The sequence below is a fragment of the uncultured Chitinophaga sp. genome (assembly GCF_937898475.1).
Taxonomy (GTDB): Bacteria; Bacteroidota; Bacteroidia; order Chitinophagales; family Chitinophagaceae; genus Chitinophaga.
Window position 1 is genome coordinate 83901 of the sequence record NZ_CALEJS010000011.1, and the last position, 24094, is coordinate 107994.

Consider the following 24094-nt stretch of genomic DNA (forward strand, 5'->3'; position numbering starts at 1 on the left):
GGTGGTGGTATCTACCCTTACCATCTGTGTGGTGGTTTACTATTACTTCCGGCGTTCGGGCTGGTTGCAATACAAACATTTACCTATATTAGTGCCAACACTGGCACAATGGAACTCTCCCAACGGATCATATCAGCAAGACAACAAAAGGGCCTCACACAGGAAGAGCTGGCGGAGCGGTCCGGACTTTCCATCCGAACCGTTCAAAGGATTGAAAGCGGCGAAAGTGTTCCGCGGAGCTTTACCCTGAAGGCGCTGGCAGGCGCCCTGGAACAATCTTATGAGCAACTGACCGTAAAAGAGACCCCGACGCCGGATCATCCCGCTCCGGATGCCCGGCATTTTCTGCTGTTATTCAACCTCTCCTGTTTTGCCTGTATTATAATACCCTGGGGGCATTTCCTGGTTCCCTACTATCTGCTGAAAAAACGCAGCCAGCTGGATGAACATGCTATGCAGCGGGGCAGAAAGATTGTTCGCCAGCAGGTGTACTGGGTGATTACCCTGCACTTGCTGCTGCTGTTAACGTTTGCATATAATTTTTTCCAGGTATCCATTTTTCATCAACCGCAGTACTTCGCACATTATTTATGGCCGGTGTTTATCATGTACTTCCTGAATGCCGCCCTTATCCTGGTCAATGCCCTGCTGATCAGGAAGGAATTTAACTGATTGATTTTCATTTATTGTCGTAGAAATGTCGTAAGAATGACGGCATATTAAACCCGTTCTGCGGTATAGCTTTACAGCACATTTTAAAAAAAGCGATGCCGTCATTATTCAAAGTAAGATCCATCTTTATCCTTCCGGTGCTCCTGTTCCAAAGCTGGTGTTCCCTGGCGCAGGATACAACTACCAGCCAGCTGATCCTGCCCGGAGAAGCATTTGAAGTTCCCTTTATATGGAAAGGAGACAGTATTAATGGTCAATGGGAGCAGCATGCCGCTATGCTGGTTCCTGTAAAACTGGAGGGTTGTCCTAAACAGTTCTATATGCAATTTGATTTGGGCGCCCCGTATTCCGTGTTTTACAGTAATAAGCTGGCAGCCATTAACAGCCGTCATCCGTTAGGGATGCAGCTGTCAGATTCCGCGCTTATACAACAGCCGTTTAGTTTCACAGCCGGGAAGACCCGGATACAAGCCCGCAGGATGGCTCTCAAACAATTGGGAACCGGCCGGATAAACTGGGAGAAAAATGCCGTTGAGATCATCGGCACCCTGGGCGCAGATTTTATCGGGACGCATACATTCGTGATCGATTATCCCGGGAAAACCATCACTGCCGGCTACAGCATTGCTGAACGGCCAGGCCTGACGCTTAGTGATTTTATATACACTAACCGGAGTATTCTGCTACCCGCTTTCATAAGAGGGAAGAAAACATTGCTATTCTTCGATTCCGGCTCCAGTGCCTTTGAATTGCTGACAAATAAGGAGACGGCCAATATGTTAGCTGTTCCCGGGTCACAACCAGTGAGCTATCCCGTAACCTCCTGGGGCAAGGTGCTGACTGCCACCAGCTATATATCTGCAGACAGCATAGAGATCGCCGCTGTTAAAATACCCCTGAACAGGGCAAGTTATATTGAAGGCGCCAGCGATGCCCAGGTAAACGGGATGATGAAAATGGGCATCGGAGGGATGACGGGGAATAAGTTGTTCCTGCAGTCGGTATTGTTGCTGGATTTACAGCATAAACGGTTTGGTATTTTAAACGGTGGGCATTAAGCCCCAGGTCATAGGGCATGCTATGGCCGGGATGACTGCCCTTGTATTTCTAACCTTTGATGGTTAAATTGTAGACTACAACCGTGAAACAGTATGGATAAACCCAGGTACCAGAAGACCCTGACAGCTATTCTTTTGATTGCATTTTTTGTTTTATTTCCTCATTTTGTTCCGCTGCCTTTTTTCTCTTATGCGATTGTATGCTTTGCTGTGTTGATGATCTACCTGAAAAAGAGAAATAAATCACTGGCTGATCTCGGCTTTAAATGGAAAGCGCTGTCTGTTCATACTTTTATTGCAGGCTTACTCTCAGCCATCATCTGGATGGCCTTCATAAAATTGATCTACTTTCCATTCATTAATTATTTCTTCAAAGACTACATCCAGGCATACACGGAATATGACTTTATCAAACATAATTTTACAAACCTGCTGATTATCATCGTTGCGGCCTGGATCGTAGGTGGATGCTATGAGGAAATTATTTTCAGAGGATTTATTCTGAGAACTACACAGGGATGGTTTGTAAGGTCTGCATCATCATTCTGGCTGGCGGGATTATTGACAAGCGTGCTATTTGGCTTATATCACTGGCAACAAGGCGTATTTGGTGTCGTTCCGGCTACGCTCGGCGCTTTGTACTGGACGTACCTGCTTAAACGATATGATGGCAACCTATGGTATCCTATGATTTCACATGCGCTGTATGATACCATTGCTTTGACAATGATCTACCTGGATGTATTGCATAACTAAAATGTTTACTGTACTCCCTTCCACCATGCTTCAAACACCTGTTGATCATCCTGCAGATCTACCAGCTGGCCTATCATTGGAGTAGCCAGCGGAATGTCTGCAATGGCGTTTATCCTTTCCAGGGGTTCATCCCAGGGATGATTGCCCAGTGTAAACTTGGAGGAGTGCACCGGTAACAATCTTTTTGCCTGGAGGTCTTTAGCAGCCTGCAGCACTTCTTCCGGCTGCATGTGGATGTACTTCCATGCAAGGTCGTACTGGCCATTTTCCAGGATGGCAAAATCTATCGGGCCGAACTTATTTCCTATCTCAGCGAAGTGCGTGTCATAGCCGCTATCTCCTCCTATATAGATCTTCATAGCTGGCGTTTGTAATATATACGACTGCCAGAGTGTATTATTACGTACAAAGGTTCTGCCGGAGAAATGCCGGGTAGGGGCTGTGTGTACAAGGAAGCCATCTCCCAGGTCCACATCCTGCCACCAATCAGTTTCTATGATCTGGGCTGGTGTATAGCCCCATCTTTCCAGGTGCCCACCTACCCCTAGTCCGCAGATCACTTTACCTACTTTTCCTTTTAACGCCGACATCGTTTTATAATCCAGGTGATCGTAGTGATCATGCGAAATAAACAGGTAATCTATTGGCGGAAAATCCTCAACAGTATAAATATCAGCGCCTTTAAAGGCCTTTGTCCCCCCGGGTAATGGTGATGCGCTGCCTGAAAACACCGGATCAACCAGGAAACGCTTCCCTCCTGCCTGTATAAAATAAGATGAGTGGCCAAACCATACCAGTATATCCTGCTGCGGTGCAAGTGTCAACAGATTAGTCTTTACGGAAGGCAACGAATCTACCGGGCGGGCCCGCAGGCGTTTTTTAAATATAAAATCATAAAGCACGCCGGTCATACTATGTCCTTCTGAAAGTGACGGTGTATGATGAAGGTTCCGGAACTGCCCATCTTTATAATGAGGTGATTGTTTGATCAATTCCAATCTCTTTCCTGAAGGCTTTTCCCCGAATAACGGATGTCTCATATATATTAATACAGTGATTGTGAATAACACAAGTATGACGAGTGTTATTGTCAGGCATTTGATGATGATCCTGATAAATTTCTTCATACAGGTATGTTGACGGCTGAGGCGGGGGAATATTTTAAGGGATGGAAAAAATATTATTTATTACTTACCAATATCCTCGTTCCAAAGTTCCGGACGGCTTTGAATGAACTGTTGCATCATCTCAATACATTCCCTGCTGTTTTGAACAGTGACCTCAACATTGTGAGCCTTCAGCAGACCTTCGGCGCCCATGAATGTCTGGTTTTCACCGATCACCACCCGGGGAATGCCATACAGCAATATAGCACCCGTACACATGGGACAGGGAGATAATGTGGTGTACATTGTACAATCTTTATACGTTGCAGCTGTAAGTCTGCCTGCATTTTCGAGTGCGTCCATTTCTGCGTGGAGGACAACGCTGTTTTGCTGGACACGCCGGTTATGTCCGCGTCCGATGATGTTTCCGTTGTGCACCAGTACGGCACCTATGGGGATGCCACCCTCTTTAAGGCCGGTTAATGCTTCCCGGATGGCGGCGGTCATGAAATCGGGCATAAGAAAAGAGATTTGGGTGTTTAGCGAAGCTAGTGATTTAAAGCTCACCATGTTGCCGGGTAGAGCTCAAAAATGCCGTTTTTTAAGCTTGAATTGGGGGTTAATTGAGCTGCAAACCAGTTTAAGCTCACTTTAAGTCAAAATAAAGCTCATTTTAGCTCATTCATTCCGGGCGGTAGATTCCACTGTGTATAAAATGAGCAGAATAATATCAGCGCTTTTAATAATATTTTCATTGAACGTGATGCTGGCATCAGGTGGCTATCCCTGGACAGTTATTCCGGTTGAGCAAAGGGATGAATATATGGCGGCACTTGAAAGGGCTAGTGTAGAAGGGAATATTGAGCCTTTTGCTCCACTTGTTGGGTATCTTGTGCAAAGGGGAATGGAGGGGAAACCGGTGGCTTCGATTTGATTGAGAGGAAGATGTCAGAGGTAATGAAGAGCATTCAGATTAATAGATTTACAATCTCCCAGTCCTACTTCCAACGCTTCAGCAAGTTTTATCAAGGTAGTATAAGACCGATTTGAATCCCCCGCTTCAAGCCTTTGTACATAGCTTACTGAAAGATCTGCTAAATAAGAGAACTTTCTAACACTTGATTCCTTCTTCTTACGGAGTCCCTGAAGCCGCTTGCCCAATTCCTTCAATACTTTGGCCTCCCCCATAAACTGCCACTACACAAACTTCCTATCCCCCTCCTCTATCCTCAGATCATTAATCGATGCAAACCTTCTTTGCATCAGCCCATTCGCGTCAAACTCCCACTGCTCATTCCCATAAGACCTGAACCAGTTCCCCTCCTCATCGTGCCATTCATACTCAAACCGAACGCTGATACGGTTATCCGTATATGCCCACAACTCCTTCTTCAGCTTATAATCCAGCTCGCGTTCCCATTTCTTTGTCAGAAAAGCTATCACCTCCTGCCGTCCGTTCACAAATTGATCCCGGTTGCGCCACTCCGTGTCAACAGTATAAGCCATCGCTACCTTTTGCGGATCCCGTGTATTCCAGGCGTCTTCCGCCATTTGCACTTTCTGCAAAGCTGTTTCCAATGTAAATGGCGGTAATGGATGCCGCTGTTCCATATAACTTCAATTTAATAGTGAATGAAATATAATAAGTTGTACAGACCAATCTGTCTGCTAAAGACTATACTAATTAATTGTTTCAATCAATAGCTCAATGCAAAGATAATATCTTATTAGTTAAAAACAGACAGATCGGTCTGTTTATTTTAGAAGCTCTTCAGGGAATGCAAACCGCCCTGGCTTCCGGCCGGCAGAACGGCATTGTAAGATAACTAAACAGTGTTGAAGATAGCAGAACGGAGTTGAAGATAGCAGAACGGAGTTGTAAGATAACAGAACAGTGTCGCCACTTTACAGAACGGCAGTGTAAGACAGCAGAACAAACGCGCCAGCTGACAGAACGGCGTTGTAAGATAACAGAACGGAGCCGCCACTTTACAGAACGGCAGTGTAAGACAACAGAACGAACGCGCCAGCTGACAGAACGGCGTTGTAAGATAACAGAACGGAGCCGCCACTTTACAGAACTACAGTGTAAGACAACAGAACGACGGCGTAAGCTAACTGGAATTTTCCCCCACCTGGCAAACACAGCCCCTTAGCCCGCCCATCAGCGCAGCAAGCCGCTCACTATCTTCTTTGCCTCCACCACCGGCCACTTGTTCCTGAACAACTGGCTCTCCACCATCGCAGATTCAAACAGTAAATACACCTGGTCCTTCAGCTGCTGCGGCTCCCCAGCCAGGATATTAGATAAATAAGTACGTAGTTCCTTTTTATGATCCTGGATGATAGCAAGCGCCTCCGCATCCTTATCGGTCACTTCAGACAGTATATTCAGAAAAGCACAACCCCGGTAATCCTCCTGCTCATTCATCATCTGCAGAAAATCAAACGATGCCAGGATCTTCTTCTTAGGCTGGTTGGTATGCGCCGTTGCTTCTTTCAGCTTCGCAAACCAGTAATCATGCCGGTGTTGCAGAAAAGCCGCCAGCAAAGCCTCTTTCGAGGTATAATGCTGATAAAGACTAGCCCTCGCCACCTCCGCTTCCTGTATCACCTGGTTTATTCCCGTAGCATGATACCCCTGCCTGTAAAACAGCTCCGTAGCGGTTTCCAGTATCCGCTGCTTAGGATCATTTGCTTTCTGTTTCATCCCGCAAAGGTAAAAAATTATCACTTAACAGACAGATTGGTCTATCTTAGCCTGGCTCCCCAAACTGCATGTTTAGATTAGCATCCCTGCATTTTTTGCAGCTATTTTCTGGATTAAGATCAAAAAACTGCGTTTTCCTGCATGTTTATTAAAATATTACATTATTTTAGTCGGAATCAAATCCGCTCCGGGCATGCTAAAGAAGGAACGCCAGTCATTTATCCTGCGCCAGGTAAACCTGCACAACAAAGTGCTGTCAGTAGATCTGAGCCAGCAAATGGGCGTTTCTGAAGATACCATCCGCAGGGATCTCAACCAGATGGCGGAACAGGATAAGCTGATCAAAGTACACGGCGGCGCACTGTCCAAATCATTCCACCTGTCCGTAGCATCAGAAAATGTGTACGCACTGGACAGTAAAAAGCTCATCGCCACCAAAGCCTGCCGCCTGATCAAAGACGGCATGTTTGTGCTTACCACCGGCGGTACCACCATTATCGAACTTGCCAAATCACTGCCGCCCGAGCTGCGCGCTACCTTCATCACCGTAAGCCTGCCCGCAGCATACGAATACAGTCATCATCCTAATATTGACCTGGTATTCCTGGGCGACAGGATCTCTAAAAATTCCCGGATCGCGGTTGGCGGCAGCGTCATCTCCCGCCTGAACGGTATCAAGGCAGACCTCTGCTTCCTCGGCACCAATGCCATTGACGTTAAAAAAGGCATTACAGATAATGATTGGGAGGTAACAGAAGTGAAGAAAGCCATGATCGAAGCATCTGCCCACACAGTATCACTGGCCATCACGGAAAAACTGAATACCGTACAACGCATCAAGGTGTGCGACCTGTCGGGTATCAATACACTGATCACTGAACTGAACCCGGGCGATCCAGCCCTTAAACCATACCGGGAAACCGGCCTCAGGATTTTATAAGTCTAAACAACACATCAATAGCGCATGTCACCAGTCTTATTATTTTCGCTTGTTATCACATACTTTGTTCTGCTGCTGGTTGTGGCCTGGTTCACTTCCCGTAACGCCACCAATGAATCCTTCTTCATTGGCAATCGCGGCTCTAACTGGATGCTGGTAGCCTTCGGGATGATCGGTACTTCCCTCAGCGGCGTTACTTTTGTAAGTGTACCCGGTACCGTTGGGTTCAGCGCCTATTCCTACTTCCAGGTGATCATCGGTAACTTCATCGGGTATGCCGTGGTAGCTTATGTATTGCTGCCTATTTACTACAAAATGAATCTTACCTCCATCTACAATTACCTGAAAGACCGGCTGGGTGTACATTCCTACAAAGCAGGCGCATCCTTCTTTATCCTATCACGCACATTGGGCGCCACCGCAAGATTATACCTGGTGGTGAATATATTGCATCATACCATCCTGCAGAATTTCAATATGCCTTTCTGGCTGGGCTCCCTCATCATCCTGCTGATGATATTACTGTATACCTTTGAAGGCGGCGTTAAGACCATCGTGTGGACAGATACCCTGCAAACTGCCTGTATGCTCATCGGCCTGATCGTATGCGTGTTCTATATCCTGAACCAGCTGGACCTTAACCTGCTGCAAAGCGCACAGGTACTGGCAGAAAAAGGTTACTCAAAGATCTTTGTGACCGATCCTGCAGGTAAGGATTACTTCCTGAAACAGATTGTGGCAGGTGCGTTCATCTCCATTACCATGACGGGTATGGACCAGGAAATGATGCAGAAGAACATCAGCGTTAAAACGCTGAAAGACTCCCAGAAGAATATGATGACCTTCGCCTTCATCTTCATGCTCGTAGTGCTGTTGTTCCTCTTCCTCGGCGGACTGCTCTACCTGTTTGCAGATGCCAAAGGCATCAGCGCCAAAGGCGACGAACTGTTCCCTACCATCGCATTGCAATACATGCCGGGCATCGTCTCCATCATCTTTATCATTGCACTGATCTCCGCCCTCTTCCCCAGTGCAGACGGCGCTATCACTGCACTCACCTCCTCTTTTTGTATTGACATACTGGGTATACAACGGAACGAAAACCTGGACGATAAAAAGAAAAAACGCATCCGCCAGATCGTTCACCTTGCTGTTGCAGCCATCTTCCTGTTGTTTGTAATGGGCTTTAAATGGATGGACAACCCAAGCATGATCGGCCTCATCCTGAAGATAGCGGGTTATACCTACGGACCTTTACTGGGACTTTTTGCCTTCGGTATTCTTACTAAAAGATCCGTGAACGATAAACTGGTACCGGTGGTAGTTGTGGTATCGCCGATCATATGTTTCATTATCGATCACTACCAGCAGTATATCTTCGGTAACTTTGGTATCGGGCTGGAACTGCTGTTCATCAACGGCCTGCTTACCTTCCTGGGATTGTGCCTGATACCGGGCAGGAAAACAGCGTCAACACATTAGATCATGAACCTTTCCCCGCATAAAGAGTTTATTAATACAACGGAGCAGGCCTCCCGCCATCGCCACCTGGAAAAGATGAGCGTGCAGGAACTGCTGACCAACATCAATGAGGAAAACACAGGCGTTCCCGCTGCGGTACACAATGCCACCCCTGCAACTGCATCATTGGTAAGCGCTGCCGCAGATAAAATGCCGGCCGCCGGCCACCTCTTTTACCCGGGCGCGGGTACCGGCGGAAGCCCGGGTATCCTGGCAAAGACACTGCTGTTACAACATGGTGCTGTCAAGAAAGCGCTTTCAGCGATCAGCTCCCGCTAACAGGCAAAACATATGGTTATGGACAAGGCACAATTACATCAGATCTTCAGCGAAATAAAGCAACAACTGGCTGGCGATTTTTATTTTGGCGATGATCCGCTAAGCAAAACAGTGCTCATGGCTTATGCCACCGATGCATCCGTATACCAGGAACATCCGCTGGCAGTAGCGCTCCCGAAAAACAAAGAAGATATCAGCCTGCTGATAAAAATGAGCCAGGCGCACCAGGTGCCGCTGATCCCCCGCACGGCGGGTACTTCACTCGCCGGGCAGGTAGTGGGCACGGGCCTGGTAGTTGATACTTCCCGCTACCTGAATAAGATGCTGGAAGTTAATACGGAAGAAAAATGGGTGCGGGTACAACCCGGTGTAGAAAGGGATGTGCTGAATGAATGGCTATTACCTTACAAGCTTTTCTTTGGCCCCGAAACCTCTACTTCCAACCGCGCCATGATAGGCGGCATGATCGGTAATAACTCCTGCGGACTACACTCTATAGTGTGGGGCGCTACGCGCGATAACCTGCTTTCTGTAAACGCTGTGTTAAGTAACGGTGAGGAAGTGACATTCGCCGCACTGGATGAAGCAGCCCTGAATACCAAGCTGGGGCAGGATAACCTGGAAGGTAAGATCTACCGCTCCATCCACACCATATTATCCGATAAAGAAAATCAACAGGCTATCAAAGAGGGCTATCCGGCGCCTTCCGTAAAGCGAAGGAACACGGGCTATGCACTGGATGCGCTGCTGGATACGCAGCCTTACGGCGGTACAGCGCCCTTCAATATGTCGCGCCTGATAGCCGGCTCTGAAGGTACGCTTGCCTTCATTACCGAAGCTAAGCTGAAGCTGATGGAGCTGCCGCCTGCACATAACGCGCTGGTGTGCGTGCATTGCAGCACGCTTAAAGAATCCCTGCTGGTGAACCTGGTGGCGGTGAAACACCCGGTAACGGCAGCAGAGCTGGTGGATGATGTGATCATGAATTTCACGAAAGCGCATCCCGAACATTCATTGAACCGCTTCTTTGTTGCAGGAGATCCTGCTGCTATATTGATGGTGGAATTTATGTGTCCTTCAGAAGAAATACTGCAGGCCCAAACCACTGCCTTTATCAATGAAATTCAAGCCGCCGGACTTGGTTATGCCTACCCGGTACTGCGTGGGGCAGACATCAACAAGGCATGGAACCTGCGAAAAGCCGGACTCGGTCTGTTGCGTAATATCAAGGGAGATGCGCAGCCGGTGAACCTGATCGAAGACTGTGCAGTAGCGCCTGAAAACCTGCCTGATTATATCGAAGAGCTGCAAGGTGTGCTAAAAGATATGCAGCTGCAGGCTTCCTATTATGCACATGCGGGAGCCGGAGAGATACACGTAGAGCCTATCATTAACCTGAAAAGTCCTGAAGGCAGGATCGCCTTCCGCGCACTACTGGCAAAGACCACCGCGCTGGTTAAAAAATATAAAGGTTCATTAAGCGGAGAACATGGAGACGGACGCCTGCGCGGAGAGTTCATCCCCTTTATGCTGGGCGAAAAATGTTATGAGCTTTGTAAACAGGTAAAGCAGATCTATGATCCCGCCAACCTGTTCAATCCCGGTAAGATCGTTGATACGCCGCCGATGGATGCCTTCTTCCGCTTCAAGGAAGCTGCAAAAGGACCAGGGATCAAAACACATTTTGATTTCAGCAGGGAAGGCGACATACTGCAGCTGGCAGAAAAGTGCTCCGGCTCAGGCGACTGCCGCAAAACACATTTTGCAGGCGGTACCATGTGCCCCAGCTATATGGCTACCCGTTTTGAAAAAGATACCACCAGGGCCAGGGCCAATGTGCTGCGTCAATTCCTGGCGCAGGACAATACCCCGCAGGCATTTGATCATGAAGAGATCCATCACGCAATGGACCTTTGCCTGTCGTGCAAGGGCTGCAAAACAGAATGTCCTTCCAGTGTGGATGTATCCAAGCTGAAAGCGGAATTCCTGCAGCAGTATTATGATATACACGGTGTTCCTGTGAACGCCCGCCTGATAGCAGAATTCCCGAAGCTGAGTAAACTGGCCGCCATCGCGCCGGGCTTGTACAATTTCGTGTTCTCGAATAAATTCCTTTCCGGGATGATGAAGGGCATGATGCATATGGCGCCCCAGCGTGATGTACCTGCCATGCACCCCTATACGCTGAAAAGCTGGTACACGAAATTCAAACGTGAACAGGAAGGTAAACAGTTCTTCAGCAAAGTATATCTCTTCTGCGATGAGTTCACCAACTATAATGATGTAACTATCGGCGTCCGCTGTATCCGCCTGCTGACCGCACTAGGATATGAAGTGATCATCCCTGAACATATAGAAAGCGGACGCACCCATTTGTCAAAAGGCCTGGTGAAACGCGCCAAACAGATCGCAAAGAAAAACATCGAATTACTGGCTTTTATTGCAGATGGCCCTTATCCCCTCATTGGCCTGGAACCTTCCGCCATTCTTACTTTCCGGGATGAATACGCAGATCTTGTTCCGGAAGCGCTGAAAGCAAAAGCAACGGCGCTCGCTCAGCAAGTCCTGCTCTTTGAAGAGTTTATGGCTGCCGAGATAGACAAAGGCAACATCCAAAAAGCGTCCTTCAAAGCGGATAAAAAGAAAGTATTGATCCATGGCCATTGCCACCAGAAAGCCCTATCATCCGTCAGCTTTACCAGTAAAGTATTATCCTGGCCCGCTAACTACGAGGCAACCGTGATCCCTTCCGGATGCTGCGGCATGGCCGGTTCCTTTGGTTTTGATAAGGAACATTATGCTACCTCCATGAAGATCGGGGAACTGGTGCTCTTTCCTGCCGTAAGGGCGCAGCACGAAGAAGTGATCATCGCAGCGCCAGGCACCAGTTGCCGTCACCAGATATGGGATGGCACAAAAAGAACAGCGCTCCATCCGGCGGAGGTGTTGTTTGAGGCGTTGGCGTAAACGTCTTTTAGCAAATGTTAATGACAAAAAGGTCTTCATCCCCCGTCAACAACAAACAGTCCTTCATCCCCGTCATAGCGAGGAGCCGCGCAGGGCTCAGTGTGGAGCGCGACGAAGCAATCCTTTAAACGGCAAACACAAAGTAATAAACGAAACCTATTCATGATTTAAAAGATTGCTTCGGCCCCGCTTCCCGCCAGGGCGCTGCAGGGCCTCGCAATGACGATTGATGAAGACCCGTTTACCATTTGCAGAACTGGCGAGGAAAGTAGCCCCTCCCTCCCGCTACTGTATCTTATGCACCACTAAATTGTCATAATAAATATACCCATCTGTAGTAGACTGCCAGTAAGACTGGCTGCCGCCGCGGAAAGTATGGAAAGTCACATTCCTGATCAGGCGCTTGCTATCGTTGGTTGTCCAGCGGATGGCCCTATCCAGTACTACGGTGCCATTGATCACGATTTGTACATGACCATCCGTATTGCTGCCGGTATTGCTCTTGATATACATATGCACGTGGTAGGTAGTGCCCCTGGTAATGCTGCCGGAAGAAGGATAAGACTTACCAAACGTATCCCCATACTGCCCCGGCTGATCTTTATAATAAATGTAGGGCTGGAAAAACACACGGCCTGCATCTGTCTGGTACCACATCAAACGTAAAGAGCCGCCGTTGCCATCCCATCCGGGATCTCCGCCGGTATTACCATCACCTACAGAGAAACCGAATCCTACCTTGCCGCCACGGCTCCAGTCAAACTGGCTGTGGAAGCGGATGTCATAATCCATTTCATAAGCGCTGCCATCAGACACATCGATGTTGCCGATCACACCGCCGGCGCCTGATAAAGCGTTTTTCAGCAGGGTAATACGCAGGTTACCGTTAGAGATCATGGCGCGGTTGTTTACCCAGGAACTGATATTGCCGAAGTCTGTTGCGGCATTGCTGCTGGTGTAGGTAACACCGTGCGCGTAGTTGTCCCAGTTTACGGACAAGTTGCTGTTAATCGCGCTGATCGAAACATCTGCAGCTGCTGCTACATCACTAGCTGCAGGTTGATCAGCTTTTAATAAAGAATCAGGGGTGGCGTCTTTAGTGCAGGAGACAGCCATTACACCCAGCAATACCAACAGGCATGCCGGTGTGTTGAGAATCACACTGGTTTTCATTCCGGTTTGTGTTTAATGATTAGAAAATAAATGCAAAGGCCTTAATGCGCATTAATGACGTGTTTTGATGATGCTTTAGGTTGATAAATTAATCTGCTTAGCCTTTAACGCGGTTCTTCCTCATAAAATTGCAAACGATTGCACATTTTGAGCTGAAGGAAGACTTGTGAGATGGTTTTCAATTGATTCATAACTGGAATTTTGGAAATTATTAATAATGACGTGTGTACACTAATCTACGGAAAAAGTTTGAAAATCGGAAGGTTTAAAAGTTTGAGGGCTTGAAGGTTTGAGGGTAGCTGCTTATCCTGGGCTCCATCTAACTTTTAAACGCTTAAACTTTCAAATGTTGAAACTTTTAATCCGTTCAACTTAAATTATGTTGTTTTATCCGGTCCAATAACCTTTTTTTGTCTTCAATTGCATGCAAAATCACTGTACCTGTTATGTCTGACCTATCCAAAGATGCCATGCTGCAGGCCAAACAGCCTGCAGACAGAAATGCGTTCATCCTTTCGAGGTTGCGCAACCGGCTCTTTGATACCAGCCGGCGTAACCGGCTGCTCTATTATAAGCCCAACAGCCGCTTTGTAAACCTGAGCGCAGGCAGCGTACCCATACTGCCGCCTGAACGCGCTAAACTGCCGGAAGGCCTCCTTACCTGGAATGCAGCCATGGCTAAACTGGCGGGCAGCATGAAAGTTCTGCAGCTGAATAAGCACCTGCAATTTGCCGATCATCCCTACCTGCAAACACAGCTTAACACCCTGCGCAAAAAAGCAGAGAATGACGAAAAAGAATACGGCTTCAGCCAGCTGCAGCTGGTAATAGCTTTCCTGCACTGGTACAACCTGAAAGAAGATACCGCTCAGCCTATACAGAGTCCGCTGCTCCTGCTGCCTGTTAAACTGAAACGCAGCAAGGCGCTTAAAGAAGAATTGTTTACGCTGGAAATACTGGATAATGAGGCGATTGTAAATCCCATACTGGCCCATAGCTGGAAAGACAATTTCGGCATCCTTCTGCCTGAAACTGTTGCGCTGGATAAAACCAGTATGGAAGAATTTTATCTCGCGCTGAAAGCCCGCATCGATGCAGCGGAACAGGGCGTGGAGCTGCAGCATATTCATCAGCCGGATGCAGCCGCCCTGGAGCAAACCGCCCGCTATACTATCCGGCAATATGTGAAGAAGCTGCGCAATAAAGACACCATACCGGCGCATCTGTTGAATGCAGCTGCTATCAGCCAGCCAGCCCCCCTGCCCGCTCAACCCCTGCTGTGGAAGCTGGACAGCACCAACCTGGTACTGGGCAACTTCAATTATAAAAAAATGAGCCTGGTCAGCGATTATAACCAGGTAAGCGCACAAGGCATGGAACACCCCGTGTTCAGCCGCCTTTTCAATAATATGCCCAAAACGCCGGCGCCCATCATTACCGATCAATCGCCACGGGAATGGTACCACGTGATCGCGGCAGATCCTGCGCAAACCAATGCCATCCTGCACGGCAGCAGCGCACAAAGCTACATCATCCAGGGACCGCCGGGAACCGGGAAAAGTCAAACCATCACCAACCTGATAGCCGACTTTGCAGCCAGGGGCAAAAGCGTTTTGTTTGTATGTGAAAAAAGAGCGGCGCTGGATGTGGTATATCACCGCCTGCAACAGAATAAACTGGCAGAGCTCTGCTGTTACATACACGATAGCCAGGCAGACAAGAAAGCGTTTGTTCGTGAACTGAAAACGGTGTACGATGACTTCCTGCGCACCAAGATGGATCTTACCCATATCACCCTGCGCCGCAAAATTGCGCTGGACCATCTGCAACGGCAGCTGCAGCTGTTACAGGCCTATCATGAACAGCAGCGCGCCGTGCACGAAGAAGCAGGGATTTCCACCCGCCAGCTGATCGAAACACTGGTACAGCTGCAGGCGCATATCCCAGCTGTTAATCCGCAGGAAGCAGCATTACTGCCGGGCTATAAACAATGGCTGGATTATGGTGAAGCCATCCGCGCTTTGGGCGACGCTTTGGAGCAAACCGGTGCAGCGCCTGTATTTGCGCAACATCCATTCCGCCATTTAGGCAACGGGCTGATGCAGGATGCACAGCCGCTTACGCTCATGGAAAGCATCAGCAGCCACGCAAAATCTACCATCGATCAGATAGCGCACATCATTGTGCGGAACAATATTCCGCCGGAGTTCACCGGCAGGCTGGCAGACATCATTACCCTGGTAAAAAATGCTGCGGTGCTGGAACCACTGGCCGCCAGCAGTAACCTGCAGCTGGTAGATCAGTCAGGGAAAGCGGCCCGCCGTTTTGAAAAGGTATACCGCAAATACCGCCAGCTGCAAAAGGGTGTAAAGAAGGCTTCGGCGCTTAACAAGCACTGGCTGCAAAAATTCAGCGAACAGGAAGTGCAGCAGGGTTTGCGTATCGCAGCCAGGTATGAGCGCTCCTTTTTTAAGTTTTTAAGCGGAGACTGGCGGCGCTTGAAACAACAGCTGAAAAAGGCCTATAATTTCTCCGCTCACCAGCTGCCTCCTGCGTTCAGCGAGATACTGCAGCAACTGCGGGATGAATATGATGCGAAAGAAAAAGTACAGCAGCATCAGCATACCATACAGGAACAATACGGCATAGATAATATCACTACCATTTACGTAGGACTTGAGGCATTGCGCCGCAAACTGGGCGACGGCCCCGTTACCTACCTGCTGCAGCATCCTTCCGCTAACGAACTGGTAATGCAGCTGAGTAAACTGAATAATATCCTGCATCAGCTGGAGCTGCAATTACAACAGGCGCTGCATGGCTACGCAGAAAAATCCCTGCAGCAGGTGCATGAGGAACTGACGGCCATCAGTGGCCAGGCGCCTTTATTAAAGGAGCTGCTGCCTGCTTTGCAGCGTTTTGCCATACTACCGCCGGCTATACAGGAAATGTTACGTGCGCTACCGCTTAGTCCCCGGCAGGCGGAAGCCGCAATGGCGCATAAAACGCTGCAGGCGGTATTTAACAGCCACCCGGGCTTTGCAGCCACCACCCAGTCTGGTTTGCAGCAGGCCGTCAGGGAAATTGCACAAACCTATCAGCAGCTGTTGCTTTTAAACAGTGACTATATCAGGGCCAGTCGCCGGCAACAGTTCCTGAGACGTTATGCACTGGCCAATATCGCAGCCGGACAACTATCCGCAGAACAAAAACAGTTAAAGAAAATATATGCAGAAGGAAGACGTGTGCTGGAGCATGAAATGAGCAAGACCATACGCTTCCGCAGCATACGGGAAATGGCCTCCGGCGAAAGCGGTGTGGTGTTAAGGGATATCAAGCCCATATGGCTCATGAGTCCATTAAGCGTAAGCGATAGTTTACCGCTGGATATGCACTCTTTTGACGTTGTGATCTTTGATGAAGCCAGCCAGATCCCGCTGGAAGAAGGGATCCCCGCCCTCTTCCGTGCACCGCAGGCCATCATCGTAGGTGATGACAAACAAATGCCGCCGGCCAATTTCTTCGGCAACGGCGCTTCAGATCCTGACGACCTCGACCTGTTTGAAGGAGAAAGCGAAGCGGATATATTAAGCGAAGATGCAGACAGCCTGCTGGCGCAAGGCTCCCGCAAACTGCACAGCACCATGCTTAGCTGGCATTACCGCAGCCGCTATGAAGCCCTGATCAGTTATTCCAACCATGCTTTCTACGGTGGCGGCTTGCTGACTATCCCCGACAGGATGGTACAACATCACCACCGGCCGGAGATCATCGTACAATCGCCTGAAGAAGGCAGCCATACCGCACAGCGCCTGTTGCAGCACAGCATCAGTTTCCATTATCTGCCCAACAGCATCTATGAAGAACGCAGCAACCGGGAAGAAGCAGCCTATATTGCGCAAATGGTAAAGCAGCTGCTGCTGGACCAGGTAAAAGACAGCATCGGCATCGTGGCTTTCAGCCAGGAACAACAGAACGCTATTGAAGACGCTATCGCCGCACTGGCGGCTGAAGACCGCGCTTTTGAAGCCGCACTGGATATGGCGGTTAACCGCAGCGAAGAAGGACAATACACCGGCCTCTTTGTAAAGAACCTTGAAAACGTGCAGGGAGATGAAAGGGATATTATCATCATCAGCATCTGCTATGGTCATAACCGCCAGGGAAAAATGCTGATGAACTTCGGCCCGGTGAACCGCCGTGGCGGAGAAAAGCGACTGAACGTGATCTTCAGCCGGGCTAAAAAACATATGGCCGTTATCAGCAGCATCAAACATCATCATATTACCAATGAGCATAACGACGGCGCACGTTACTTCAAACGTTTCCTGCATTATGCGGAGATGGTGAGCAGCGGACGCATGGAAGCAGCACGCCATATACTTGACAGTCTTCTGCCTCCTGACAATACCGCCATGCGGCAAAATACAGCACGGCTTTCCGTTACCATGCAACAGGTAAAAAGCGCGCTGCAGCAAGCCGGTTTTACAGTAGATGAAGCGGTAGGGCAAAGCAGCTTCCGCTGCACGCTGGCGGTTAAACGCCGTCGGGATGACAGTCAGTATCATCTTGGCATATTAATGGATGATGAACAGCATTACAACAACGACAATCTTATAGAACAATATTATCAACGCCCCGCTATCCTGCAGTCCTTCGGCTGGAAGATAGCACATGTATATGCAAAGGACTGGCTGGCTGACCCCAACCGTGTAATGAAAATGCTGCTGGAGCACCTGCAGCACGAACATTAAATAACTACAACGATGGAAATGTTATATGTATTACTGGGTCTTATCCTGGTCTTATTAGTGATCATACTTGTTCTGGCAAACAAGGCCGCCCGCAATGCATCACAGGCGCAACTGCAATACCGGCTGGAATCGCTGGCCAATGCAATTGACCGTTTGGAGGCCTCTGTGAAGAACGAGATCGTTACCAACCGCGCCGAAGCCAGTGAAGCGGCTAATCATGCCCGGGCGGCGCTTACCGAATCGCTCCGCCTGTATGGTGAAACCTTCTCCACCAATCTTTATATGCTCACCCGGTCTGTAGAAGAGAAACTGCATTTCCTAACGGGATCGCTTGAAAAGAAGATCACAGACCTGCAGGCAGGTAATGAAAAGAAACTGGAAGAAATGAGAGCTACTGTAGACGAGAAGCTGCAGAAAACACTGGAAACCCGCCTGGGAGAATCTTTCAAACTGGTAAGCGAGCGCCTGGAAGCTGTACATAAAGGCCTGGGGGATATGCAGCAACTGGCGAGCGGGGTTGGCGACCTGAAACGGGTACTAACCAACGTAAAAACAAGAGGCGTGCTGGGTGAATACCAGCTGGAAAACGTGCTGGAACAGCTGCTGACGCCAGACCAGTATGCAAAGAACGTAAAGACCAAACCCGGTTCCAATGCGCTGGTAGAATTTGCCGTGAAACTACCTGGTAAAGAAGATAAAGACAAGATCGTGTGGCTGCCCATTGATGCCAAGTTTCCCAAGGAGGATTTTGAGCTGCTGATGGACGCTTACGATAAAGCACTGCCTGAACTGGTGGAAGAATACCGGAGAAGCTTCATTAAAGGCATTAAAAAGAACGCAACGGATATTTACAGCAAATACATTGACCCGCCCAATACAACGGATTTTGCCATCCTTTTCCTGCCTTTTGAGAGCCTTTATGCAGAGGTGCTGCGCACGCCCGGTTTGTTTGAAAGCATCCAGCGGGAATGCCGGGTGATCATCACCGGCCCCACTACCCTCTCCGCCCTGCTGAACAGCCTGCAGATGGGTTTCCGCACACTGGCAATCGAGAAACGTTCCAGTGAGGTATGGCAGCTGCTGGGAGCCGTTAAAACAGAGTTCGGCAACTTCGGCGCCATCCTGGAAAAAACACAGAAAAAACTGCAGGAGGCCAGCAATGTAATAGATGAAGCAGGCCGCAGGTCCCGCTCTATTGAAAGAAAACTTCGGAACGTGCAGGAGCTGCCGCAGGATCAGACAAATACATTGCTGGGAGGACAGGAAAACACGGATATGCCGGGTGAGCAGGAGTAATTAATGATGCTCATTGATAAAAGCAAACGCCCTCTTTTCTGACCAGTACCGTTGCTGCCCGAATGTTACAAAACCAACATGTCCGCCGTAGCGGGGCGTTTCCAGGTAGAAGTACCGGCTTTGTGCCGCTTCTTCATAAGGAAAACATTCGGGAGACAAAAAGGGATCATCCAGGGCATTGATCAGCAAGGCAGGCACACATATTTTTTTCAGAAAGGGCCTTGAGCTGCAGGCAGCCCAGTAGCTCAGGGCATCTTTGAAGCCGTGTATGGGAGCGGTGTAAAGATCGTCAAACTGTCTGAAGGTTTTGACCTGGTGATAATTGTCCAGGCGGATCATATCCGGGAAACGCCGGGCCTTTAGTTCCAGCTTATATCCCAGTGCGCGGATAAAACGCTGCATGTAGATACTGTTATGCCTTTTTTCCAGCTCCTGTGAGCTGGTTCGCAGATCGCAGGGTACTGACAGGGTCACGGCAGAACGGATCAGGGGATGTACATTGGCGCCCTGTTCACCCAGGTATTTAAGGGCAACATTACCGCCCAGTGAGAAGCCAACGATGTGGATGGACTGATAGCGCCCGGTAGCTGCCAGGTACTCTACCACCTGTGCCAGGTCGCCGGTTTCCCCGCTGTGATAAAAACGCAGGTTCTTGTTAGGTTCACCGCTGCAGCCCCGGAAATTCAGGGACACGGTGTCGTATCCTCCGTTGTTGAAAATATGCACCATTCCCAGTACATATTTGCGGTCGGCACTTCCTTCCAGGCCGTGCAGGATGATCACGATCCGGTCGCTGTCCGTATAGCTGAAGTCGAGGTCCAGGAAGTCCTCATCCGCCGTTGATATGCGTACACGCTGATAATCAGCGTTCCTGATCTTACGGAACAGGGTGGGATAGATCGTCAGCAGATGACGGTTCTTCAGGAAGAAAGGAGCTTTATAGTCTGATTGTTGAATTAGCGGCATATTGAGCGCAAGGTACAATGGATACCCGAATTATCGGGTAACCTGGTCAATCGCGCTTTTTAATGCACGGGCATTCATTACACCACTTTGCCGCCATTTTACCTCGCCATTCTTGAAAACGATCATGGTAGGTACGCTTTGTATCTGGTAAGCGCCGGCGATGGCGGGATTCTTATCTACATCCATTTTCAGGATGATCAGATCATCCCCGGTCATGCCTTTCAGCTCTTTCAGGATGGGGGGCATCATTTTACAGGGGCCGCACCATTCTGCCGAAAAGTCAACCAATACGGGCTTATCACCGTTGATGATATCCTGGAATGATCTTTTTCCACTTTGTGTTTCCATCTTCGCTCTTTTCCGGATAGTACCTCAAAAATAAGGCCTGTTGAACAAACGGCAGCCTCTTCCGGATGCCTGCGCCAGTATGGCAGCGGCCCCTGTTGATCAGTTGATGTCTTTTCCTTCTTTCAGCTGGCCTATCATGCGCTCTATAAAGGCTTTATTGGCAGGATCGGGTGCAAGGGCCAATGCCTGGCTGGCATATTTTGCGGCCTGTTTATAATCGCCGTTGGCAGAGTAGCCCCTGGTCAGGCCCATCAGCGTGGTGAATTCTCCGGGATGTTGCTGGTGATTCTGTTTAAAGACCTCCAGGGCCTCCTTTTGTTTTTTCTGCTGGAGCAGCTGGCGGCCATACTGGTGTAATTCTATCATAGTAGCCAGCGGCAGCGCCTTTTTAACCAGCGCCTCTCCTTCTGCACCACGGCCCAGTTGCTGTAAAACCAGCGCTTTTGTGCTCCAGGCAGCAAAGGAGCGGTCGCCGCCGAAATTGGTGCTGGTAGCAGAATCAGCCCAGAGCAGGGCCTCATCCAGGTTCACTTTACGCTGGGCGCACCAGGCGGCGGCCTGGTTCCATCCTTCCCAGGTAAAACCTTTCTCTGTTCTCAGTTCCTGGCGGAAGGAGGCTATCTGGTCTTTTACATAGTCCGTCTCCACCTTAAAGGGGATCATTAATTTTTCCCATTGCAGGGCAACGGTAGCGGCATTCTCCGTCTGGTCGAGGAATTCGTATTTCAACCATTCCACACTTTTATCCAGGGCGGCAGGCTTCACCTTCACCCGCAATGCATCCTCTTTAGGATCATAGTAATAAGCACCCCAGGAGCGGGCGTTCTTAGAAAAGATAAGGGTACATTCCTGCGGGTCGTAGGCTATGAAAAAGCCATATTTTCCTGCGGGAAGGGCCTGCCCTTCGATCTTTACATCGTTGGTAAATTCAATGGTGGTGTTCTCATTGGCGCCTGCCCTCCAGGGAGAGGACTTGCTGCTGCCAAAACCGGGATTGGTAAAGCCTACGGGGACCAGCTGGCCCCATATCTTTCCTTCACGGCCCTTTACGCCCGGACGGTTATAATGAACGGTTACATCCGTCAGGCCGATCTTTTCCGTGACCGAGGCTTCTTTATTACCGCCTTCCGGCGCAATCGTAAGGAACTGGGAAAATGCCGTGAGTGGGACAAAGGCAATACAGATAACAAGGTAAAAAAGTTGTTTCATACTGGGGATATTTCCCGGGAATCTACCAAAGCGTACGCAGCCGGCCAAATAAAATTATGAGGGATGCAAAACAACTTACCAAAAACTTAACATTGACTGTATTAACTTATCGTTAATTTTATATTACCATAAACATTAAATATTATAAACCAATGTCAGCAACGAATAAGGAACAGGGAAACGGGAAATTGTCCGCTAAGGATGCCCGTAAAAATATCGAACAGCAGTTGTCAACACTGCTGAGTGGATGGAAAGACCAGTTAGGTGAAAAGAAATTCAGGAACCGTATCAAAAAGGCGGCAAAACTGCTAAGCAAAGGCTTGCCGGTTAATAAGAAAACAGCTGATGTGAAAGTAAAGAAGTCAAAAGCTGCCAAAGGTCTTACAGCGGCTAAAGAAGTTACTGCCTGATAGTATTGAAAGGGCGTATTTTAATACAAATTCCCAAATATCCAATTGTATTACGATTACGGAGCCGGTTATATCTGCGACCATTGTCGTTTTTCCCGCTTTACTCATATTTGTTTGCAGTTACATGGTTTAAATCCGGAGGGACGAATTTATGTCCATTTGTAACTGCAAACCGCTAATCAGAACTTAGCGCTCCTTTCTGTTCTGATCATATCAACACCTGCTCCAAATAAGCCTTAAACGCATCCTCAATTTCCGGATCTGCCAGTAAATTCTCCACATCGGCTGATTCCGGTACATTCCATTCAATATCTACGATCTGTCCGGCGGTATTTGTAATAACATAAAATATCAGATCCGCTGTAGTGTTTCCACAACGCCCGCTAAGGCTTACACGGCCGGAAGACCAGATAACTTTCAACGGCGGCGTGTCATAGGATGCATTACCCAGGATCTCAACCGTACATCCGCTGGATGTAGTTACCTGGAAATTAATACCCGCTGTCTTAGCGGCATCCTGACAGGGTTTGAATGATTGCAGCGTAAAAGCGGCGATTAACAAAAAAGTGAAAGTTGCGGTCAGTTGAATGGTTAACTTTTTCATGCTGGGTGATTATTGGGTTAAAATGTTGTCTTTCTAAATGATAGCATTCTCCTGTTCACGCTCCATGATCCTGCGGAGGTTCATGATGGCATAACGCACACGCCCTAACGCTGTATTGATACCGATATTCACCACCTGCGCTATCTCCTTATAGCTCATATCGGCATAATAGCGTAAGATCAGGGCCTCCCGTTGTGACTCCGGAAGTTTGTCCAGCATCCCCTGCAGCTCATGTGCCCATTCCCTGGCTATCAGGCGCTGCTCTTCACTTTGTTCCGTCTGATCGTCTATAACGGACAGCACACCATCTTTATAACCCAGTACTATTGCCGGAGAAACATGCTGTTTCCTGAAATGGTTGATACAGCAGTTATGCGCTATCCTGGCAGCCCAGGCAAGGAAGCGGCGGTTGTCTGTATAATGACCTTTCTTCAGGGCATTGACGATCTTAATAAAGGTTTCCTGGAAAATATCTTCTGCCAGGTTACGGTCCTTCACCAGCAATACGATGGTGGTAAAGATCTTATCCTTATGCCGGTGAACAAGCCGGGAGAAAGCGGCGTTATCTCCCGATAAATACAGCCGGATCAATTCTTCGTCGGTAAAATCACAATATCTGTTCATAGTAGCAATATGGAGTTCCAAAAAATTTAGGTTAAGAATAGGCTGCCTTGAAAAAGGCAGCCGTTTATCCTATAATCTAATCTGTGATGGAGTTATTAGTATACCTAGTCTTTCAAATTAAGATACTTCTTCACCTGCTGGTAGTCGTTCCAGTCTATACCGGCGGACTGACGGGCAGCCGTACCACCGGGGATCAGCACATATCTTACCTGCTGCACTTTTTTGCCGCTCGCCTCATGGATGTAGGTAGAAAGGTCGGCATTGCTGATCAGGATAATGGCTGATTCAACCGCTTGAACATTGATGAGGAAGGCGCCGTCGAAATAAGGCAGCGGCACAATTGCCGGATTCTCCGCAGCAGCCAGGTTCACATAAACTTTTATCTCACCTTTCGACAGTATTTCGGTGGTTAATTTCGGCGCATCAATCTCGGCCACCCAGGAAACAGAATCATCTTCGGTTGTATAAGAGGCATCCAGCCAGTCGGAATAGATCACGTTCGCAGATCCTGCATCCCCCTTAGGACCGGCAGCACCAGCAGGACCAGCAGGGCCTTCAGGGCCCGCAGGACCGGCATCACCCTCTTTGGAACAGGACACCATCGCGAATACAGCTGTAAATAATAATGCATAGGTAATGCCGCATGACATCTGGAAAAAACGTTTCATAAACTCTTGTTTGTTTGTATTTAGGTTGAAAAA

At 48.7% G+C, this 24094-nt stretch carries 22 protein-coding genes; 10 read left to right on the plus strand and 12 right to left on the minus strand.

The genetic code is table 11. From position 1 onward, the window contains the following. The first annotated feature begins 108 nt into the window (after positions 1–108). From Q0577_RS02165 to Q0577_RS02175, 3 genes are all read left to right on the plus strand, one after another. Entirely contained in the window at positions 109–672 is a 564-nt protein-coding gene (locus Q0577_RS02165; protein ID WP_298732353.1) for a helix-turn-helix transcriptional regulator, read from the plus strand. Between the two features lie 95 nt (positions 673–767). Continuing rightward, complete coding sequence (locus tag Q0577_RS02170) at positions 768–1730, plus strand: hypothetical protein (protein WP_298732355.1); 963 nt, start codon at positions 768–770, stop codon at positions 1728–1730. 93 nt (positions 1731–1823) lie between these two features. Next, on the plus strand, positions 1824–2486 hold the full coding sequence (locus Q0577_RS02175; RefSeq protein ID WP_298732357.1) for a type II CAAX endopeptidase family protein: 663 nt from the start codon (positions 1824–1826) through the stop codon (positions 2484–2486). 5 nt (positions 2487–2491) lie between these two features. Here the strand turns inward: Q0577_RS02175 and Q0577_RS02180 are convergent, their stop codons facing one another. The 5 genes from Q0577_RS02180 to Q0577_RS02195 all read right to left on the minus strand — a co-directional run bounded on the left by Q0577_RS02180 (position 2492) and on the right by Q0577_RS02195 (position 6302). After that, on the minus strand, positions 2492–3526 hold the full coding sequence (locus Q0577_RS02180) for an MBL fold metallo-hydrolase (protein ID WP_298732359.1): 1035 nt from the start codon (positions 3524–3526) through the stop codon (positions 2492–2494). Between the two features lie 147 nt (positions 3527–3673). Continuing rightward, positions 3674–4111: a nucleoside deaminase gene (locus tag Q0577_RS02185; protein WP_298732361.1), complete on the minus strand. Its 438-nt coding sequence runs from the start codon at positions 4109–4111 to the stop codon at positions 3674–3676. A gap of 429 nt (positions 4112–4540) precedes the next feature. Continuing rightward, positions 4541–4780, minus strand: a complete 240-nt coding sequence (locus tag Q0577_RS27195; protein WP_366883721.1) for a helix-turn-helix transcriptional regulator — start codon at positions 4778–4780, stop codon at positions 4541–4543. 9 nt (positions 4781–4789) lie between these two features. Further along, the gene (locus Q0577_RS02190) at positions 4790–5203 is read right to left on the minus strand and encodes a nuclear transport factor 2 family protein (RefSeq protein WP_298732363.1); all 414 of its coding nucleotides are present in this window, start codon (positions 5201–5203) and stop codon (positions 4790–4792) included. A 553-nt stretch (positions 5204–5756) separates the two neighbouring features. Continuing rightward, a complete protein-coding gene (locus Q0577_RS02195) occupies positions 5757–6302 on the minus strand; it encodes a TetR/AcrR family transcriptional regulator (RefSeq protein ID WP_298732365.1) in 546 nt (181 codons plus the stop codon). A gap of 193 nt (positions 6303–6495) precedes the next feature. On the opposite strand from Q0577_RS02195, the gene Q0577_RS02200 reads away from it, so the two are divergent. Genes Q0577_RS02200 through Q0577_RS02215 form a run of 4 tightly spaced genes read left to right on the plus strand, consistent with a single transcriptional unit; the run spans position 6496 to position 12009 of the window. Then, entirely contained in the window at positions 6496–7242 is a 747-nt protein-coding gene (locus Q0577_RS02200) for a DeoR/GlpR family DNA-binding transcription regulator (protein ID WP_298732366.1), read from the plus strand. Between the two features lie 24 nt (positions 7243–7266). Further along, the gene (locus Q0577_RS02205) at positions 7267–8724 is read left to right on the plus strand and encodes a sodium:solute symporter (RefSeq protein ID WP_298732368.1); all 1458 of its coding nucleotides are present in this window, start codon (positions 7267–7269) and stop codon (positions 8722–8724) included. A gap of 3 nt (positions 8725–8727) precedes the next feature. Beyond that, the gene (locus Q0577_RS02210) at positions 8728–9042 is read left to right on the plus strand and encodes a hypothetical protein (protein ID WP_298732370.1); all 315 of its coding nucleotides are present in this window, start codon (positions 8728–8730) and stop codon (positions 9040–9042) included. An 18-nt stretch (positions 9043–9060) separates the two neighbouring features. Next, positions 9061–12009 carry an FAD-binding and (Fe-S)-binding domain-containing protein gene (locus Q0577_RS02215; protein WP_298732372.1) on the plus strand — a complete coding sequence of 983 codons (2949 nt, stop codon included), beginning with the start codon at positions 9061–9063 and terminating at the stop codon, positions 12007–12009. 285 nt (positions 12010–12294) lie between these two features. Here Q0577_RS02215 and Q0577_RS02220 read toward each other — a convergent pair whose 3' ends face one another. Further along, positions 12295–13182: a polysaccharide lyase gene (locus Q0577_RS02220; RefSeq protein WP_298732375.1), complete on the minus strand. Its 888-nt coding sequence runs from the start codon at positions 13180–13182 to the stop codon at positions 12295–12297. Between the two features lie 446 nt (positions 13183–13628). On the opposite strand from Q0577_RS02220, the gene Q0577_RS02225 reads away from it, so the two are divergent. Then, the gene (locus Q0577_RS02225; protein WP_298732376.1) at positions 13629–17936 is read left to right on the plus strand and encodes an AAA domain-containing protein; all 4308 of its coding nucleotides are present in this window, start codon (positions 13629–13631) and stop codon (positions 17934–17936) included. Positions 17937–17948: 12 nt separating this feature from the next. Continuing rightward, positions 17949–19232: a DNA recombination protein RmuC gene (locus Q0577_RS02230; RefSeq protein ID WP_298732378.1), complete on the plus strand. Its 1284-nt coding sequence runs from the start codon at positions 17949–17951 to the stop codon at positions 19230–19232. On the opposite strand, the gene Q0577_RS02235 is transcribed toward Q0577_RS02230, so the two are convergent. The 3 genes from Q0577_RS02235 to Q0577_RS02245 form a co-directional block, all read right to left on the minus strand. Then, positions 19233–20198 (minus strand): alpha/beta fold hydrolase, encoded by a 966-nt coding sequence (locus Q0577_RS02235; protein WP_298732380.1) that lies wholly within the window; start codon positions 20196–20198, stop codon positions 19233–19235. A 30-nt stretch (positions 20199–20228) separates the two neighbouring features. Further along, entirely contained in the window at positions 20229–20546 is a 318-nt protein-coding gene (trxA, locus tag Q0577_RS02240) for a thioredoxin (protein WP_298732382.1), read from the minus strand. Between the two features lie 99 nt (positions 20547–20645). Continuing rightward, positions 20646–21755, minus strand: coding sequence for a DUF2911 domain-containing protein (locus tag Q0577_RS02245; protein WP_298732384.1), 1110 nt, complete (start codon positions 21753–21755; stop codon positions 20646–20648). Between the two features lie 152 nt (positions 21756–21907). Here Q0577_RS02245 and Q0577_RS02250 point away from each other — a divergent pair, with 152 nt between their 5' ends. Further along, entirely contained in the window at positions 21908–22165 is a 258-nt protein-coding gene (locus tag Q0577_RS02250; RefSeq protein WP_298732386.1) for a hypothetical protein, read from the plus strand. Positions 22166–22373: 208 nt separating this feature from the next. On the opposite strand, the gene Q0577_RS02255 is transcribed toward Q0577_RS02250, so the two are convergent. From Q0577_RS02255 to Q0577_RS02265, 3 genes are all read right to left on the minus strand, one after another. Continuing rightward, positions 22374–22769 carry a hypothetical protein gene (locus Q0577_RS02255; RefSeq protein WP_298732388.1) on the minus strand — a complete coding sequence of 132 codons (396 nt, stop codon included), beginning with the start codon at positions 22767–22769 and terminating at the stop codon, positions 22374–22376. Positions 22770–22802: 33 nt separating this feature from the next. Beyond that, positions 22803–23393, minus strand: a complete 591-nt coding sequence (locus Q0577_RS02260) for a sigma-70 family RNA polymerase sigma factor (protein ID WP_298732390.1) — start codon at positions 23391–23393, stop codon at positions 22803–22805. 104 nt (positions 23394–23497) lie between these two features. Beyond that, on the minus strand, positions 23498–24061 hold the full coding sequence (locus Q0577_RS02265; protein WP_298732392.1) for a hypothetical protein: 564 nt from the start codon (positions 24059–24061) through the stop codon (positions 23498–23500). Positions 24062–24094: the final 33 nt, after the last annotated feature.